The sequence below is a fragment of the Pauljensenia sp. 20925_1_34 genome (assembly GCF_041432775.1).
Lineage (GTDB): Bacteria > Actinomycetota > Actinomycetes > Actinomycetales > Actinomycetaceae > Pauljensenia.
Genome location: NZ_JAPWAG010000028.1, coordinates 1 through 18,232, shown reverse-complemented (window position 1 = coordinate 18,232; position 18,232 = coordinate 1). Strand labels below are relative to the sequence as shown.

General features: G+C 67.3%; 8 protein-coding genes. 7 read left to right on the top strand and 1 reads right to left on the bottom strand.

Annotation, left to right across the window (positions count from 1 at the left end):
• Positions 1–176: 176 nt before the first annotated feature.
• The 7 genes from O3669_RS09160 (at position 177) to O3669_RS09130 (ending at position 17,060) form a co-directional block, all read left to right on the top strand.
• Positions 177–7,607, top strand: coding sequence for an SdrD B-like domain-containing protein (locus tag O3669_RS09160; RefSeq protein WP_371524460.1), 7,431 nt, complete (start codon positions 177–179; stop codon positions 7,605–7,607).
• Positions 7,608–7,852: 245 nt separating this feature from the next.
• Positions 7,853–11,191, top strand: coding sequence for a DNA polymerase III subunit gamma and tau (locus tag O3669_RS09155; RefSeq protein WP_371524459.1), 3,339 nt, complete (start codon positions 7,853–7,855; stop codon positions 11,189–11,191).
• Between the two features lies 1 nt (position 11,192).
• Positions 11,193–11,786, top strand: coding sequence for a recombination mediator RecR (recR, locus tag O3669_RS09150; protein ID WP_007588661.1), 594 nt, complete (start codon positions 11,193–11,195; stop codon positions 11,784–11,786).
• Between the two features lie 177 nt (positions 11,787–11,963).
• Positions 11,964–12,674, top strand: coding sequence for a response regulator transcription factor (locus O3669_RS09145; RefSeq protein WP_371524458.1), 711 nt, complete (start codon positions 11,964–11,966; stop codon positions 12,672–12,674).
• Positions 12,671–14,272 (top strand): sensor histidine kinase, encoded by a 1,602-nt coding sequence (locus O3669_RS09140; protein WP_371524457.1) that lies wholly within the window; start codon positions 12,671–12,673, stop codon positions 14,270–14,272. Before O3669_RS09145 ends, O3669_RS09140 begins: the two co-directional genes overlap by 4 nt.
• 271 nt (positions 14,273–14,543) lie before the next feature.
• Positions 14,544–15,860 (top strand): aspartate kinase, encoded by a 1,317-nt coding sequence (locus O3669_RS09135; protein ID WP_371524456.1) that lies wholly within the window; start codon positions 14,544–14,546, stop codon positions 15,858–15,860.
• A 153-nt stretch (positions 15,861–16,013) separates the two neighbouring features.
• Entirely contained in the window at positions 16,014–17,060 is a 1,047-nt protein-coding gene (locus O3669_RS09130; RefSeq protein WP_371524455.1) for an aspartate-semialdehyde dehydrogenase, read from the top strand.
• A 790-nt stretch (positions 17,061–17,850) separates the two neighbouring features.
• On the opposite strand, the gene O3669_RS09125 is transcribed toward O3669_RS09130, so the two are convergent.
• A partial coding sequence (locus tag O3669_RS09125) for a hypothetical protein (RefSeq protein ID WP_371524454.1) occupies positions 17,851–18,232 on the bottom strand: 382 nt, incomplete at its 5' end.

The following is an 18,232-nucleotide window of genomic DNA, read 5'->3' as shown; positions in this document are numbered from 1 at the left end:
CGCTGACCAAGAGTTCAGAGAAGTTGTTATATTGCCGTAATGCCCGGAATCTCAACGAAATACAACGGTGTAGTTGTGGTTGAGGCGATAACTGTCAGACATAGTGGAACTATCTCATCTTTCACTAGGCTGGGACACAAGTCCTGTCCATATTCTGTCGAAAGAAGGAGAAGTCGATGTCTCGACTGCGTCCGTTCCGCGCCCGTGTGGGCGTTGCGGGTGCTGCCAGTCTGGCTGCTCTCTCGCTTCTCGTCACGTCGCTGACACCCCTCGCCATGCGAGCCAGCGCTGCAGACGAAAGCGCGCAATCGCCTGACGTAGCGTCCTCCCAGGAAGCTACCACGGCCTCGTCCGATACTGAGGTGGCCGCCGCGCCCGCCGCCGAGGCCGGGGTTGAAGCCCCCGCCGCGGAAGCTGGCGCCGAGGCTCCCGCCGCCGAGGTCGCCCCCGAGGATCAGCCCCGCACGCGGCGCGCCCGCGCAGTCGCGGACGACCAGGCGACCCTGGCTCTGAACGTCGTCAACGATGAACCGACCCTGCGCACCCACGACGATCAGATCACGACGATCAACTTCTCCTGCTCCTCGGTCACCACCCCCTGTAAAGGCGCCGAAATTGAGCTCACGCTGCCCGGCCCCATCACGCCGGCCGGCCTCAAGCTCGCCGAGCGCGGCTACACGGTCGTCCCCGTCACCGGCGACAGCGTCACCAAGACGACGAACTCGACGGAAAAGACCCCGGACGGCACCCGCGTGCAGCGCTACATCTTCAAGATGAAAGACCCGCTGCCCGCCGGCACGTCCGACCGAATCCAGGTCACCTGGCACTACGACTACTATGACGCGCCGAATAACTCCACGACGAACCAGACGGTGACCTTCCGGGCGGCGAACGCCCAGACGGTCGAGCAGGCGCTCACCACCACGTGGACGGCCACCACCGACGTCGCCATCGAGAAGAGCGGCCCCACGAATCCCTCCAACTATCCCGCGGCCGGCGGCGAGACGACCTACAGGCTCCGCTACGGCTACCAGCAGATCGACCAGACCAACCCCAACAAGGTCGGCATCCGCTGGAACGGCTCCTCCAGGAAAGGCGACAGCCTCAATGGCCTCGGCTTCGTGGGCGTCCAGAACATCAAGGTTGTGGACCCGCTGCCCGCCCAGGCGGTTTTCGTGTCTGCCTCCGACGGCGGCGTCTACGACGCGGCGACCCACACCGTGACCTGGTCCTACGACAAGTGGTTCTGGCAGAACCCGCTCGAGTCGACCATCACCGTGAAGTACCCCGAGGGCGCGGTGACGACCTCGGACACGGTCACCAACAAGGCGACCATCTCCGCCGAGGTCATGAACGACCCGGCGACCATCGTCTCGAAGAGCTCCGAGATCACGCACGGCTTCTCCGTGCGCAAGCCGGGCGGCAGGATCACGAAGGCCGGTAACGACTGGGCGTACCAGACGCGCGGCAACCTCGCCCAGTGGCGCTTCGGCGGCACGAACTCTGGTAACACCGTCCTGCACTTCCGCTGGGAAGACACGCTTCCCTGCACCTGGTCCACCCAGGACGCCAAGGCCGCCGGCGACTCCTGCGACCAGCCGACCATGGTCGGCCCCTACCGCTTCACCGTCTTCAGCAAGTCTGGATACGAGGACAATGGCGGATGGACCCTCGAATACTGGACCAACAAGGGCAATCACGAGACCGTCAACTACACGAAGACGACCGGACTGACCCTGCCCGAGGGGGAGTGGATCACCCGCTTCACGATCGACACGGACGCCGCCCCCCAGACGAACCCCCAGGCGTGGCTGCACGGCACAATCCCCACGAACTTCCCGAACAAGGAGCCCGCGGACTTCGCGTCGCACTACAACCCTGTGTTCCCGCCCGAGAGGTACTACAACTACGAGGCCTCCCCGGACTACGTGCGCTTCCAGAACTGCGCGAGCGGCACGGTGACCGACAAGGACAGTGGCAACGTCGTCGCCTCCAACGAGGACATGTGCTCGTGGATGCGCGTGCGCGACGAGTTCCCGAGCGTCCAGGCCTACAAGTCCGTTCGCACCAACCCCGTGGTCGTTGGCAAGCCCGCCACCTTCTTCATCAACGGCACCGCCAAGACGAAGGCCGACGGTGGCGCCCCCACTCCGTTCACCATTGTTGACCTGCTGCCCGAGGGCTTTGACGTGGACGACGCCTCGGCGATCGTCCCCGAGAAGCGCTCGACGCTGAAGAACCCCGACGGCACGCCCTACGACCTGAGCAAGGTCACGGTCGAGGTCGAGAAGGACTTCAACGGAACGGGCCGCACTCTGATCCGCTGGAAGGTGCCCGACCCGGTCGAGGGCAGCCTCTACTCGACCTTCAACGTGAACGTGCTTGCGACCGCTGCTGCCGGTAAGAACACGAACGACGCCATGGCGTTCATGCCCGGCGACGGCGCGAAGGCCACGAACGAGGACAAGAGCCTGCGCAACACGAACTACTGCATCGGTAGCCGCGCGGTCGACACCTTCGACGTGAACAAGAACGGCTCGATGACCGACTACGTGTGTAACGCGGCGACGAACTTCAACGTCGCGACCACCCCGTCGATGAACATTGCGAAGGAAGTCAAGGGCAACAAGAACGCCGACTTCGTCCCCGCTGGCGAGATCGCCGAGATCGACCCGGGTGCGGACGGCGCCTACCGTTTCACGATCTCCAACGCCGGCAACACCCCGCTGACGAACGTCGTGGCCTACGACATCCTGCCCTACAAGGGTGACGTGGGTGTTGGTCCCGCCGCTGGCCAGGCTCGCGGCTCGCACTGGAAGCCGAACCTGAACTCCACCACCTGGGCCTTCCAGTCGGTGAAGGAGAAGCCGGGTCGCGATCCCGAGGTCACGCCGGTTCCGGCCTCGGACATCACGATCCAGTACTCCACGGTTCCCAACCCCTGCCGAGGCGAGGTCCTCTCCGCGGGTGGCTCGATGAATGACGCCCCCGTGGGCTGCACGCAGAATGCCTGGGGCCCCGCTCCCGCCGACCTGACGACGATCACGGGCTTCCGCCTGGTGATGAACCGCGACATCGAGGTGGGCGAGAAGATCCAGTTCATCGCGACCATGACCTCTCCGGTCAACGCCAACCTGATCGCCTGGAACTCCGTCGCCATGTCCGGTGGTTCCATGCTGAACGGCAAGGTGTCCTACCTCCTGCCGAACGAGGCCCCCAAGGTCGGCATCAACGTCTCCACCGACGTCGAGGTCGCCAAGACCGTGTCCCGCGTCAAGATGAACGGCGACGAGCCGGTTCGCGACGCCAACGGTATTCCCGAGACCCTCCAGTCGACGGAACCGATCATGCCGGGCGACTACATGCTCTACCGCATCACCCTGAACAACAAGGGTCCGGCTGTTGCTTCGGGCATGACCGTCAAGGAAGTGCTTCCGGCAGGCGTCGAATTCGTCTCCTCCGAGACGCGCATCTGCCAGGACGGTGCAACGAACCCGTGCACTGGCACCGTGAAGGCAGATTCCGGCTTTGAGGTCCTCGACACGGACTGGCAAGCCATGGAGTCTGGCGTTCTCAACACCAACCTCTACGTCGGTGGTACCGAGACGCTGTACGTCCTCGTGAAGGTCGAGCCCGGCACCGAGGGTTCGACTATCACGAACACGGCGACGCTGGGTGAGTTCGATCAGATCGACTCCAACAAGGACAACAACAAGGACAGCGCGTCCTTCAAGGTGGGTGGCACCATTTCGGGCACCATCTACAACGACAAGGACGCAACCTGGTTCAACGATTCGCCCACCCTCGATAGTCCCTTCGAAGGCGTGACGGTTCGTCTGCTGGATGTGGACGGCAACCCGGTGAAGGACGCGTCCGGCGCGGACATCACCGCCACGACCGACGCGAACGGCAACTACACCTTTACCCGTCTGCCGCTGGGCTCGTACAAGGTCGAGGTCGTTGCTGGCGAGGCGAAGGTTGACGGCGCCGACGTAAACCTGGCCGATTACAAGCAGACCTACGGCTACGGCTCGTCGACCAAGCGCAGTGAGGCCGGCAAGGGCAAGCTCGTGACGCCGGACCCGATCGCCCTGACGAGTGCCGCGCCCAACGCCACGAAGGTCGACTTTGCGTTCGTGAAGCCCGCCTCGGTGGGTAACTTCGTGTGGTTCGACGCGAACAAGGACGGCATCCAGGACGCGGACGAGGTCGGCGTCGCCGGCGTCACCGTCACTCTGACGGACGGTGCCGGCAACCCGGTCATCGACCTGGACGGCAACCCCGTCAAGCCTGTGACCACGGATGCCAACGGTAAGTACGAGTTCACGAACCTGATGCCGAACGTTGATCGGATCGTCGCGAACGCGGGCGAGGAGAACTACAAGGTTATCTTCACGGCTCCCGCAGGTTACTCCGCGACCACGAGCTACGCGGCTGCGGATGGCGAAAAGGACTCCAACGGCGCCGACAGCTCCGTCACGCTCACCCAGGGCCAGAACGACGAGACCGTCGACTTCGGCCTCGTCGCCGATGGCACGATTGGTGACACGTTGTTCTGGGACGTCGACAACAACGGTGGTTCCGCGCCTTCGGGCCCGGACAAGCCGTTGGCTGGCGTGACTGTGACGCTGACCTACACGACGCCTGCGGGTGTGGAGAAGACGCTTTCGACGGTGACGGATGCCGACGGACACTACTCGTTTAAGGATTTGGCTCCCGGCGATTACGTGGTGACTGTTGACAAGGCTTCTCTGGCTACCGTGTGCCCTGAGTGCACTGCTCAGACCCACGCCCCGTCGGGTGACTTGACGGCTGCGGAGGGCCAGGAGCTCTCCCTTACCTCCAAGGTGACGCTGAACCCCGGTGCGATGTCGAACAATGACCAGGATTGGGCGTTCACCGGCGTGGCTAATACGGCGATCGTGAAGGCGATCGCGGACCCGGCCGAGGTTCCGGCGGGTGGCTTCACCCCTGGTACGTCCGTTACCTACACGCTGACGCTCACGAACGAGGGCCCGAGCCCGGCTACTGGCGTGGTTGCGCAGGATAAGTTGCCGTCGGGCGTGACCTTCGTGTCCGCACAGGGCGATGGTACCTACGATGCCGCCTCCGGCAGGTGGGACCTGAGTACTGAGGTGATCGAGAAGGACGCGTCGCGCACGCTGCGCATCACTGTCACTGTTGATGCTTCTGCTGCTGGTTCGGTCGTCACCAACACAGCCACGATCGAGAAGCAGGATCAGATTGGTGATAAGACGCCGGATAATTCGTCGTCGGTGCCGTTGACTGCTGGTTACACGATTGCTGGCAAGCTGTACAACGATGCCAATGCCTCGTTTAGCTCCGATAACGGTGAGAGCCCGTACGCGGGTGTCACGGTTGCGCTCCTGAAGAGGGACGGCACCCCCGTCCTGGACAAGGACGGCAACCCGGTCACGGCTGTGACGGACGCCGAGGGTAAGTACTCCTTCGTGGGTCTGCCGTTGGGCGAGTACTCGGTCAGCGTCGTTGATCCGACCTCTGGTCCGCTTGAGGGCACTAAGCCCACCGAGGCCTACACGGGCCGGTACAAGACGACCGCGGATGTGACCATCGCTGAGGCGACGGGGTCGGTCATTGACGTGAACTTCGGGTTTGTCAAGCCCGCCTCTGTCGGTGACAAGGTGTGGATGGACGTCAACCGCGATGGCATTCAGGACGCCGACGAGCCCGCTCTGCCGGGCGTGACGGTGACCCTGACCTACGAGGACGGCTCCGCCGTGACCGATGCGTCGGGTAACCCGGTTGCCGCCGTCACCACGGACGCGAATGGCAAGTACGTGTTCGAGAACCTGCTGCCCGGCGGCTACAAGGTGTCCTTCCAGGCGCCCGCTGGCTTTGAGGCAACGACCTCGGAGGCTGGAGACGACCGCGCTGCCGACTCCAACGGAGCTACGGCCTCGGTCACCGTGGCTCAGGGACAGACGGATGACACGATTGACTTCGGTGCCGTTGGTACTGGTGTGATTGGTGATCAGCTGTTCGTGGATGTCAACCAGAACGGTGGGGGCGCCCCCGACGCCGGAGACAAGGTACTGCCCGGTGTGAAGGTCACGCTCACGTGGACGGGTCCGGGGGGTATCACCCGCACGTATGAGACCACGACTGATGCGGATGGCACGTACAAGTTCGAGAACCTGCTGCCCGGCGACTACAAGGTGAGTATCGATCCTGAGACTCTCCAGACCGCCGAACCGCTGCTCGACGTTCTCACCCACTCCCCTGCTGGAGATGTTGAGAACAAGACCGTGATCAGTGATGCAACCAAGGCTGATTCCACCGCCTTCGCAACGGCCATGAAGCTCACGGCTGACCTGACGCTGTCGGGTGAGAAGAATCAGAATCTTGATCAGGATTGGGGTTTTGGTGTTTCGGCTGATACCGCGATCAAGAAGGCGATCACTGATCCGGATGAGGCGGCTCAGGAGTCCTTTGAGTTCACTCCGGGTCAGCGCGTGACCTACACGCTGACGCTGACCAATAACGGTCCGGGAGTGGCGACGGGCGTGACGGCTAGCGATCAGCTTCCTGCTGGTGTTGCGTTCGTGTCCGCGCAGGGTGATGGCTCCTACGACTCGGCGACGGGCGTGTGGGATCTGTCTGATGCGCCCCTGGCCAAGGGTGATGTTAAGACGATTGCGATCACGGTGGATATCACCGGTGAGGGCGCTGGCACGCTGGTGACCAACGTTGCTCGTATTACTCACCAGGATCAGGTGGGCGATGATCCGACCAACAACGAGTCCTCGGCCTCGTTCAAGGGCGGGTTCAACCTGGGTGGCACGATTTACCGTGACTCGGACGCGTCCTACTCCAAGGGCGATGATGAGCAGCGCTTCAAGGGCGTCACGGTCGCGCTCGTGAGCGAGGACGGCACCCCGGTGCAGGGCGCCGAGGGGAAGCCCATGACTGTGGTGACCGATGAGAATGGTGCCTACCAGTTTGTGGGTCTGGCGCCGGGGGCCTACCGCGTGGTGATCGTTGATCCCGATAAGGGTGATCTGGCGGGTCTGCTGCCCACCCAGGCCTACACGGGCCGGGGCGCCACCCAGGCTGCGGTCACCATCTCTGATGCGTCGGTGCAGGGCGTGGACTTTGGCATGGTTGCTCCCGCCACGATTGGTGATCGGGTGTGGGACGACAAGAACGCTAACGGCAGTGACGACGGCGAGCCCGGCATCGCGAACGTGACCGTGATCCTCACCGACGCCAACGGCGCCGAGGTGGCTCGTACCACCACCGACGCTAACGGCAACTACCGGTTCACCGGCCTGATCCCGGGTACCTACACCGTGACCATCGAGGTTCCCGACGGCTATGCGGCGGCGACGACCTCGATGACGGTCACGGTCGGTGAAGGCGAGGAGAACCTGGATGTGGACTTCCCGCTGACCCTCATCCCGGCACCTACCCCCAGCCAGGCACACAAGGTACTGGTCAACAGGGCCCCCGCCCTGGCCCGCACCGGCACCGACGCCACCATCATCGCAGGCATGGCAACCCTGGCAGCCGCAGCAGGCATCCTCGCACTGGCAACCAAACGCCGCCGCGACCGTGAGGACGCCTAACCCCACAGCGGGGTGAACCCCACAGCGGAGTGAACCCCCACAGCGGGGTGAACCCCGCCAAGGTGACGAGGGGGCGCGAGACCACACCGGTCCCGCGCCCCCTCCCGCATACCCACCACCCCGCGCCCCACCCCGCCTCGACCCCATGACTGCGCTCCGGCCTCGTCAATGAACGAGGATCTCCAGCGCGTGTGGAACGCGCGGCGCGGGACGCAGATGAGGGTGGGAACAACTAGGCTTGGAGGGTGACCACAGCTCTGTATCGCCGGTATCGCCCCGACACCTTTGACCAGGTGATCGGCCAGGAACACGTGACGGAGCCGCTCAAGGCGGCGCTGCGCGCGAATCGCGTGACGCACGCGTACCTGTTCTCGGGGCCGCGCGGATGCGGCAAGACCACGTCGGCGCGCATCCTGGCGCGCTGCCTGAACTGCGCACAGGGCCCCACGGACACCCCGTGCGGACAGTGCGAATCGTGCCGTGAGCTGGCCACCGGTGGCCCCGGATCGCTCGACGTCGTCGAAATCGACGCGGCCTCGCACGGCGGCGTCGACGATGCGCGTGACCTGCGTGAGCGCGCCACCTTCGCGCCGGTGCGCGACCGCTACAAGATCTTCATCATCGACGAGGCCCACATGGTCACGAACCAGGGCTTCAACGCGCTGCTCAAGCTCGTCGAGGAGCCGCCCGAGCACGTCAAGTTCGTCTTCGCGACGACGGAACCCGAGCGCGTCATCGGCACGATCCGCTCGCGTACCCACCACTACCCGTTCCGCTTGGTCCCGCCGGACGTCCTTGGCCCGTATTTGACGACCCTGTGCGCTGAGGAACACGTCGGCGTCGGCGAGGGCGTCCTAACCCTCGTCATGCGCGCGGGCGGCGGTTCGGTGCGCGATACCCTGTCCGTCCTCGACCAGCTGATGGCCGGCGCGATCGACGGCCAGGTTACCTACCAGACGGCCGTCGCCCTGCTCGGGTACACGGACTCCGCGCTGCTCGACCAGTCCGTCGACGCCCTCGCGGGTGGTGACGGCGCCGCGGCATTCCGCGTCGTCGAACGCATGGTCGAGTCCGGCCACGACCCGCGCCGCTTCGTCGAGGACCTGCTCCAGCGCCTGCGCGACCTCCTCATCATCGCGGTCGCCGGCGACGGAGCGCGCGACGTCCTGGCGGACACCCCGCACGACCAGTTCGAGCGCATGCAGCGCCAGGCGCAGAACTGGGGGCCACACGGTCTCTCACGCGCCGCGGACCTGACCGACGAGGCCCTGCGCGCCATGACGGGCGCGACCTCGCCCCGCCTGCAGCTTGAGCTCCTCGTCGGCCGCATCCTCGTGCCGACTCCCACCGCCGCGCCCGCCCCCGGCCCCGTGCAGGGCACCGTCGGCATGACCGGTGGGGGAGCGCCGCGCCAGGCGTCCCCCGCTTCATCGCCCGAGGCGTCCTCGGGCCGTTTCGGCGCCCGCGAGGCCCGCGAGGCCCTGGCCCGCAAGAAGCAGGAGCGCGCCGAGGCCTCGGCCCCCTCCGGGCAGGCACCCGCGTCGTCCTCGCCCGCGTCGTCCTCGCCCGCGCCCGCCGCGCAGGGCGTGCCCGCGTGGGGGAGCGGCCCCGATTGGGGCTCGTCCAGCCCCGCGCCGCGTTCGCCCGAGGCCACCCCCGATCCCGCGTATCGCCCGGCACAGGAGCGCCCAGCTGGGGCGGGCGACGAACCGCCCGCAGGCGATCGATCCGGGCGTCCCGCGAGTGACCGTCCCTCGAACGAGCGTCCCGAGGCCCCCGCGCAGTTCCGCCCCGAACGCTTCGAGCGTCCCGAGGCCCCCGCGCAACGGCCGTCTCGGGAACGTCCCGACGCGCGCAGCCACGAACCGGCGCGCCGCGAGGCATCCAACCAGCAGAGCGCGCGCCGCGAGGCTCCCGCTGCCCACGCCCCCGGCGGACGCGAGGCCGACATGCTGCGCGGACGCTGGAACGAGGTCGTGGAACGCCTGTCCTCCATCAGCCGCGTGACGTGGTCGATGGTCGGCGGTAACGCCCAGCTCGGAGCCGTTGACGGCTCCACCGTCGTCCTGCTCTTCCCCGTCGAAGCGATGGTCAACGCCTTCTCGCGCGGCCCGCGCGGTGCAGACGTCGAAAAGGCCATCCGTGAGGTCACCGGCCTGACCGTCACCGTGTCTGCCCAGGTGGGGCAGGCCTCGGGCGGATCAGCGACGACCGGCCCGTCGGCCCCCGCATCGCATTCCAGCGGCCGCCCCGCGCAGTCACAGCCCGGTGGCTGGGTCTCGGAGCCGCCCCCTTTTGATGAGGCCGCCGCGCAGGCGGCATACCACGACGAACCCGCTCCCGAGCCCGAGGACGATGGGTGGCCCGAACCTGCGCGCGGAGCCAAGCCAGTGCGCGGAGCCAAGCCAGTGCGAGGACCCGAGCCCGTTCGCGCCCTCGAGTCGGACGATGACGGCGGCTGGCCCGAACCCGCCCGTGCGCCGCAACCCGCCCGCGCGCCGCAACCCGCCCGCGACGCGGTGCGCCCGCCCGCCCAGCAGGAATCCGCGTGGCCCGCAACGGCCACGGTGACGCCCCTGCGCCGCGAGGCGGCGCGCGCGGAGGAACAGCCCTGGCAGGATGCGCCCGCCACCTACGGCGGCCCCACCTCGTACGAGAGCGGGTCGGCGCCCCAGAAGCCCGCCGCGCCCGGCGCCATGTCCGCCCAGCAGGAGCGCCCGGCCCTGCCCGAAAGGGCCGCCCGAGCCCTCGCCCAGGCGCCCGCCGCCGCCCAGGCACCCGCCGCAGACCAGCAGCGCGCCGGCTCCGCCGCGCCCTTGGCCCCGGCCGCGCCGCGCAAGCGCTCCTTCACGGTCTTCACCTACCCGGGCGACCCGGAACCCGCCGACCAACCGTCACCTGCACCCGCGCAGGCCGACAGCGTGGTCGATGCCCCGGCCTCGTCCCCAGTCTTTGACGACGCGCCCATCGAGCCCGCCGCCTACGCGCCCACCACGCCGACCGGCTGGGGCGACCCCGTCGTGATCCCCGGCGGAGCGTCCGTCTCCTTCGACGACGGCGCCGCCGAGTGGACCCCGCCCGAGGAGCCCGAGTCGGCACCCGAGGCAGCCCCGGCCTCGCAGGAATGGACGCCGCAGGCTCCCGCCCAGCGGGACGCGGGCCCCCAGGAATGGACGCCGCAGGCCTCGGTCCAGCAGCCTCCCGCCTCGCAGACCCCGTCGTGGCTTGCCGCCGCGCCCGATCCGGCCGCCTCGGGCTCCTCGGCAACGCCGTCCACGACGGGCGCCCCGGCGACCCCGGAATGGCAGGCCGCCTCGGAGTGGCCGACATCTGGCGAGGCCGGCCCCGCCCAGCCGGGCAACGACGCGCCTGTGACGGGGCGCGCCGCCGCAGAGGCCGCCCTGCGCGACAAGGCTCAGCGTTCACGGGACACGGGCGCGCCTCGCACCCACGCGGCCGACGACGATAGCGCCAGCATTGACGACGAAAACATTGAAAACTCGCAGAAGATCGGCCTGGCGGCGGTCCTGGAGATCCTCGGCGGACGCGTCATCGAGGAAAAGATGACCGAGGGAGGATACTGACATGTACGACGGCGCCCTGGCTGACCTCATCGACCAGTTCGGACAGCTGCCGGGTATCGGCCCGAAGTCCGCGCAGCGCATGGCGATGCACGTCCTGGACGCGGAGCCCGAGGATGTCGCGCGCCTCGTCGACGCGATCAACGCCGTGCGCGGGCGCGTGCGCCACTGCGACATCTGCGGCAACCTCACCGAAGAGGACGAGTGCTCCATCTGCCGCGACGTGCGCCGCGACCCCAGCGCGATCTGCGTGGTCCAGGAACCGAAGGACATTCAGGCCATCGAGGGCGCGCGCGTCTTCCGGGGCCGCTACCACGTCCTCGGCGGCGTCATCGACCCGATCCACGGCGTGGGGCCCGACCAGCTGAACATCGCCTCGCTCATGAGCCGCCTCGCGGACGGCACCGTCACCGAGGTCATCCTGGCGACTAACCCCAACGTCGAGGGCGAGGCCACGGCCGCCTACCTGGCGCGCATGCTCTCCACGATGGGGGTGGAAACCTCGCGCCTGGCGATGGGCCTGCCCATGGGCGGGGACCTGGAGTACGCGGACTCGGTGACGCTGGGCCGCGCGCTCGAGGGGCGCCGCCGCCTCTGAGCCTTTATCGACGAGGCCGTGGCTGCCTCGCGCGTGTCGGTGCGCATAGCACCCGGCTGGGCGGCCCCCGAGCGGGCCTGACGTGCGATGTGTGCCGCCAAGCGTGTCGACACGCCTTCACCGACTGATGTACGTGTGACACAATCGGAGGGGTAACGCCCCAGACATGAGGAGGCAATGATGGCGACCTACACGAGCGGCGGCACACCTCGTGTGCTTGTGGTCGACGACGAGGCCATGCTGGCGGACCTGCTCGCGCAGGCGCTCCGGCACGAAGGCTGGGAGACGGACACCGCGAAGGACGGGCTCGACGCGCTGGCGAAGGCCGCGAGCTTCCACCCCGACGTCGTGATCCTCGACGTGCAGATGCCGCGCATGGACGGCCTCGAGACGCTGGAGCGCCTGCGCGCCCGCGACCCCGAGCTGCCCGTCCTCTTCCTCACCGCCCGCGACGCGGTCGCCGATCGCGTGCAGGGCCTGCGCGCGGGAGCGGACGACTACGTGACCAAGCCCTTCGATCTGGACGAGGTGGCGGCCCGCGTCGAGGCGCTGCTGCGCCGCGCGGGGCGGACCCAGCAGAGTGTGTCGCCCGTCCTCACAGTCGCCGACCTGACCCTCGATCTGGAGTCGCACGATGTGCGCCGTGGCGGGGAAGACATCACGTTAACGAACACTGAGTTCGAGTTGCTCCGGTATCTCATGGAAAACGTTGGAATTGTGCTGTCGAAGCAGAAGATTCTGGACGCCGTGTGGAGCTACGACTTCGGCGGCCAGGTCAACGTCGTGGAACTCTACATCTCCTACCTGCGCAAGAAGATCGACGCGGATCGCCCGGCCCTCATCCGCACGGTGCGCGGGGCCGGCTACATCATGCGGGAGCCCCAGTGAAGCGTCGGCCCTCCCTGGCCGGGCGCTTGTCGCGTGCGCTCGCCGCGTGCGTCGCCCTGGCCCTCGTCATCATGGTGGCGGCCTCCACGCTGGTCATGCGTTCGTGGATGCTGGCCAACGTGGACTCCGAGCTGCACCGCCTCGCCGATCAGGCAAGCAAGCACCTCGATGTCGATGACGCGCCGGAGGATGGCGAGGACGAGGAGTACGGGGAGAGCGACGACGATGACGACGCCGCCGCCCGCCCGCCCGCACAGCCCTCTGGGGCGCCGCGCCCCGGCGGGCCGGTCGTCCCCGGCGGGCCCAAGGGGCCGGGGTTTGGCGGTTCCGGCGTCGCCGAAGGCACCCTTCAGTACGTGAGTGAGGATGGGCAGGCGGCCGGTGCGGTTGTCTCCAACTTCTCGGTGACCTACCTGAATGAGCCCGCGTTGGAGATCCTGGCGCATGTGCCCACCGATGGCGCCCCACACACTGTGCACCTTAAAGAGTTGGGTACGTTCCGAGTGACTTCCCAGGTCGTCGATGACAAGACCGTTCTCGTCGGCGTGCAGATGGACAGAGTCGATGACGTGGTCCTGATGCTTGTCGCGGTCGAGGTCGGCCTGTCCCTCGTCGTCGCGATTGCCGCCGGGTTCGCCGGTCGGGCGTGGGTGCGACGCGAGCTGCGTCCCCTCGGCGTTGTGCGTGCAGCAGCCGCTGACATTGCGAGCCGCGATCTGGCCGACGATGCCGAGGAACTGGCACGCGTCGGCGAGGAGGCGACCTCGGGCCCCGTGGAGGTCGCCGACGTCGCGGGTGCCCTCAACTCGATGATCGACGCGGTCGAAGACGGCATGGAGCGCCGCGCCCGCAGCGAAGCAAAGCTGCGTCAATTCGTCGCCGACGCCTCCCATGAACTGCGCACGCCGCTCGCCTCCGTGCAGGGCTACGCGCAGCTCGCGCGCCGCGACATTGACGAGGCCTCCCGCACCCAGGCCCTCGAGCGCATCTCCTCGGAGGGGGCGCGCATGGCGTCCCTCGTGGAGGAGATGCTGACCCTGGCGCGCCTGGACGGAAACAGAACGCTCAAACGGGACACAATCGACGTTATCCCGCTGATACTGGACGCCCTGTCCGACGCGCACGTGGTCGCCCCCGACCACGCGTGGGAGCTCGGCGACGCCGCGGACATTCCCGTTCTCGGCGACGAGGCCGCGCTGCGCCAGATCCTCACGAACCTCCTCGCCAACGCCCGCGTACACACGCCCGCGGGAACCCGCGTCGTCGTCTCGCTGACCCGGAGCGACGACGAGGCCGTGGCCGCTTGCGTGCGCGCCCGCGGCTGCGCGAAAGGGCAGGGGAAAGTGGAGGGCGCCCCGGCCTCGTCGATGGTGACGATCCGCGTCGCGGACGACGGGCCGGGCATCCCCGCCGAGATCCGCGACCGGGTGTTTGACCGTTTCGTGCGCGGCGACTCCTCGCGTACCCGCGACGGGCACGGCTCGTCGGGTCTGGGCATGTCGATCGTCGAGTCGCTCGCCCGCGCGATGGGCGGGGCGGTGCGCCTGGCCGACAGCGAAAAGGGAACTGTCATCGACGTGACACTGCCCGCGGCGTAAAGCGAGCGCGAGTGGGTGTGTACCGCCTGGCGTACCCCGGCCTCGTGCCGCTTTCTGAAGAGTCGCGAGACGGAATCGAGCCGCCTGACTGGCCCCGACCTCGTCCGTTGTGTGTGCCCGCTCGCAGTCGCGCGTTCAATGTCACCCCCGTTTATCCGTTCATATACCGGAAGTTCCCAGCGGGATCGCACGAGCGCCGTAGGATTGAAACGGCGGCGTGTGCCGCCCGAATACGTGCAGACCTGCATATACCGATAGAAATGAGGGTCCAGTGGCACTGATCGTGCAAAAGTACGGCGGTTCTTCCGTCGCCGACACCGAGGCCATGAAGCGCGTCGCCCAGCGCATCGTGGACACGCACAACGCGGGACACCGCGTCATTGTCGTCGTATCGGCCATGGGCGACACGACCGACGACCTCCTCGACTCGGCCGCAGCACTCACGGACAACCCGCCCGAGCGCGAGATGGACATCCTCCTGTCCGCCGGCGAACGCATCTCCATGGCCCTGCTGGCGATGGCCGTCAACGAACTCGGCGTCGAAGCCCGCGCCTACACGGGCGCCCAGGCGGGCATCAAGACCGACAGCCACTTCGGCGCCGCCCAGATCATCGGCATGGTCCCCGAGCGTGTCGCCCGCGCCGTCAAGGACGGCCAGGTCGCCATCGTCGCCGGCTTCCAGGGCATCTCCAAGGACGACGACGTGACCACGCTCGGCCGCGGAGGCTCCGACACGACCGCCGTCGCCCTCGCCGCAGCCCTCCACGCCGACGTGTGCGAAATCTACACGGACGTCGACGGCCTCTTCTCCGCCGACCCGCGCATCGTCCCCAAGGCCCACCGCCTGCGCACCCTCACCCAGGAAGAAACCCTGGAAATGGCCGCGCACGGCGCCAAAATCCTGCACCTGCGCGCCGTCGAATTCGCCCGCCGCTACGGGGTTCCCCTGCACGTGCGCTCCTCGTTCTCCGAAAAGAACGGCACCTGGATCTCCGACGCCCCCGCAAACCCCGAACTCAAGGGCCTCGTGCCCGACGCCGCCCTGAAGTCCCCAGAGGAAAACGCCATGGAAAAGCCCGTCATCTCCGGCATCGCTCACGACCGCTCGCAGGACAAGATCACCGTCACCGACGTCCCGAACAGCCCCGGCGTCGCCGCCCGCGTCTTCGCCGTCGTCGCCGAGGTCGGCGCCAACATCGACATGATCGTCCAGAACCTGCCGATCTCCGACCCCACCAAGGCCAACATCACCTTCACCCTGCCCGAAGGCGACGCGCAGAAGGCCCTCGATGCCCTCGAAGCCCACCGCGACGAGATCGGCTTCAACGAGCTGCGCTACAACCCCAACATCGGCAAGCTCAGCCTCGTCGGCGTCGGCATGCGCACCAACCCCGGCGTCTCCGCGCGCCTCTTCTCCGCCCTGTCCGACGCGGGCATCAACATCGACCTGATCTCCACCTCCGAGATCCGCATCTCCGTCGTCACCCGCCTCGAGGACCTCGACCGCGCCGTGAAGGCCGTCCATACCGCCTTCGGCCTCGACGCCTCCGAAACCGAGGCCGTCGTCTACGGCGGCACCGGCCGCTGATCGTTCATCGACGAGGCCCGGGTCGGCTCCGTTTGTCAGTGCGGGTCCGGTGCTCCCGGGGCTTCCGAGAGTGTGCCCCGGCCTCGTCCCCATAGATTTCACCCAGCGTTCGCCCCGTCGTATGGGCGCGCGCACCAACACAAGGAGAACACCATGAGTGGATTCAATGTCGCCGTCGTCGGCGCCACCGGCCAGGTCGGCCGAGTCATGCGCACCCTGCTGGAGGAGCGGCACTTCCCGGTCGAGACGATTCGATTCTTCTCGTCCGCGCGCTCTGCGGGCACGACCCTGCCCTGGAAGGGACAGGACATCGTCGTCGAGGATGTGGCGACGGCCGACTACTCCGGCATCGACATTGCCGTGTTCTCCGCGGGCGCCACCGCCTCGCGCGAGTACGCCCCCAAGTTCGCGGCCGCCGGCGCGGTCGTCGTCGACAACTCCTCCGCGTGGCGCAAGGACCCCGAGGTCCCGCTCGTCGTCTCCGAGGTCAACCCCGACGACGTCGACAACCGCCCCAAGGGCATCATCGCGAACCCCAACTGCACCACCATGGCCGCGATGCCCGTCCTCAAGCCCCTCGTTGAGGCCGCCGGCGGCATCAAGCGCCTCTTCGTGTCCTCCTACCAGGCCGTCTCCGGCTCCGGCCGTGCCGGCGTCGCCGAGCTGACCAGCCAGATCGAGGTCGGCGTCAAGCAGGACCTCGCGGGCCTGGCCCTCGACGGCCGCGCCGTCACCCTGCCCGAGCCCGGCGTGTACGTCGCGCCCATCGCCTTCGACGTCGTGCCGCTCGCCGGCTCCATCGTCGACGACGGAAGCGAGGAAACCGACGAGGAGCAGAAGCTCCGCAACGAGTCGCGCCGCATCCTGCACACCCCGGACCTCGCCGTGTCCGGCACCTGCGTGCGCGTCCCCGTCTACACAGGCCATACCCTCACCATCCACGCCGAGTTCGCCGGCGACATCACGCCCGACCAGGCGCGTGCGCTGCTGGCCGATGCCCCCGGCGTGCGCGTCGTCGACGTCCCGACCCCGCTCGAGGCCGCCGGCCGCGACGAGGTCCTCGTCGGCCGTATCCGTCACGACCAGGCCGTCGAGGGCAACCGTGGCCTTGTCCTGGTCGTCTCCGGCGACAACCTGCGCAAGGGCGCTGCCCTGAACGCAGTCCAGGTCGCCGAGGTGGTGGCTTCTCGCCTGCGCTGAGTGTTCCACTGACTGCGTGAACGCGCGGCGGCCCTCTCGGGCTGCCGCGCGTTTGCGTTGCGTGGGTTGTCTGCTTGGTTGCTTGTGGCCCCACGGGTGTTCCGGGCGCCGGATGGCCCGGCCGCCCGCGAGGCTAGGCGGCCTCACTTCGTTCGGCGCCGCGCCTCGAAGCCCGCCCGTGCCCTCCGGTCCCTCCGGCGCCCTCCCCACCAGTGGGGCTAGGTCGCCGTGAATAGCCCGGCCAGGCCCCGCCACCGCCCACCGGCACCGCGGCAGGTCCCTCCGGCGCCCTCCACACCGGTGGTGCTTGTGGTTCTGGTGTGCTCGGCCAGGCCCCGCCGCCGCCCACCGGCACTGCGGCAGGTCCCTCCGGCGCCCTCCACAACAGTGGTGCATGGTGGCTGATCGATGGCTGGGCGCGTCGTCCGAAGCCCGGCCAGGCTCTGCCGCTGTCCACCAGCCCCCGGCCTGGCCCTCCGGGCTCTCCGGCGCCCTTCACACCAGTGGGGCTAGGTCGCTGTGAATAGCCCTGCCAGGCCCCGCAGCCACCGCACAGGTGTCGCGTCCAGACCTCACTTGCCGCATTGCTGAGACCGGACCCAATTTCGCACGTAATTCCCCTGCGACTATTTCAAACATTGAATTCAGATCGTTGGAATTGCAACGTTTTCTGACTTTGTTGAAACTTTGCTCAATCGAATTACGTGCGAAATTGCGGTGTGGAGTCTCTCTTCTGTGGTCGAGCTTGTTGCTCAGGGGCATTGCACTACTTGGGTAGGCATTGCACTGCTTAGTTGCCAGTGCAATGCTGTGCTATCTGGTGCATTGGTGCTGTATCTAGTGCACTGCTTCGTCGCGATGAAACCGGTGACACCTTTGCGGGCCCGAGTGAGTGCTGGCTTGAAACCGGTGACACCTTTGCGCGGGGAAAATGTCGGTTTTTCGGGTGTTGAGGGCTCACAATGGTGATGGCGGTTTCATTGGTCAGCTCGGGGAGGCGAGCATTGGTGTCGGCGGTTTCACGTGGACAATGTGAGTGCGTCGTCATGGCCTTGAACGTTTTGATTTCGCGTAGTTGCCGTGCCGGGCGCGAAAAAGTTCGCCCCGCATGCCCAAAACGGCAGAAAAACGCTGTTTTCAGGCGCGTTGGGCGAACTTTTTCGCGGAATGCC

Coding starts and splice junctions, on each gene's coding strand:
- recR (WP_007588661.1), top strand. CDS start 11,193: ATGTACGACGGCGCCCTGGCTGACCTCATCGACCAGTTCGGACAGCTG.
- O3669_RS09130 (WP_371524455.1), top strand. CDS start 16,014: ATGAGTGGATTCAATGTCGCCGTCGTCGGCGCCACCGGCCAGGTCGGC.
- O3669_RS09145 (WP_371524458.1), top strand. CDS start 11,964: ATGATGGCGACCTACACGAGCGGCGGCACACCTCGTGTGCTTGTGGTC.
- O3669_RS09160 (WP_371524460.1), top strand. CDS start 177: ATGTCTCGACTGCGTCCGTTCCGCGCCCGTGTGGGCGTTGCGGGTGCT.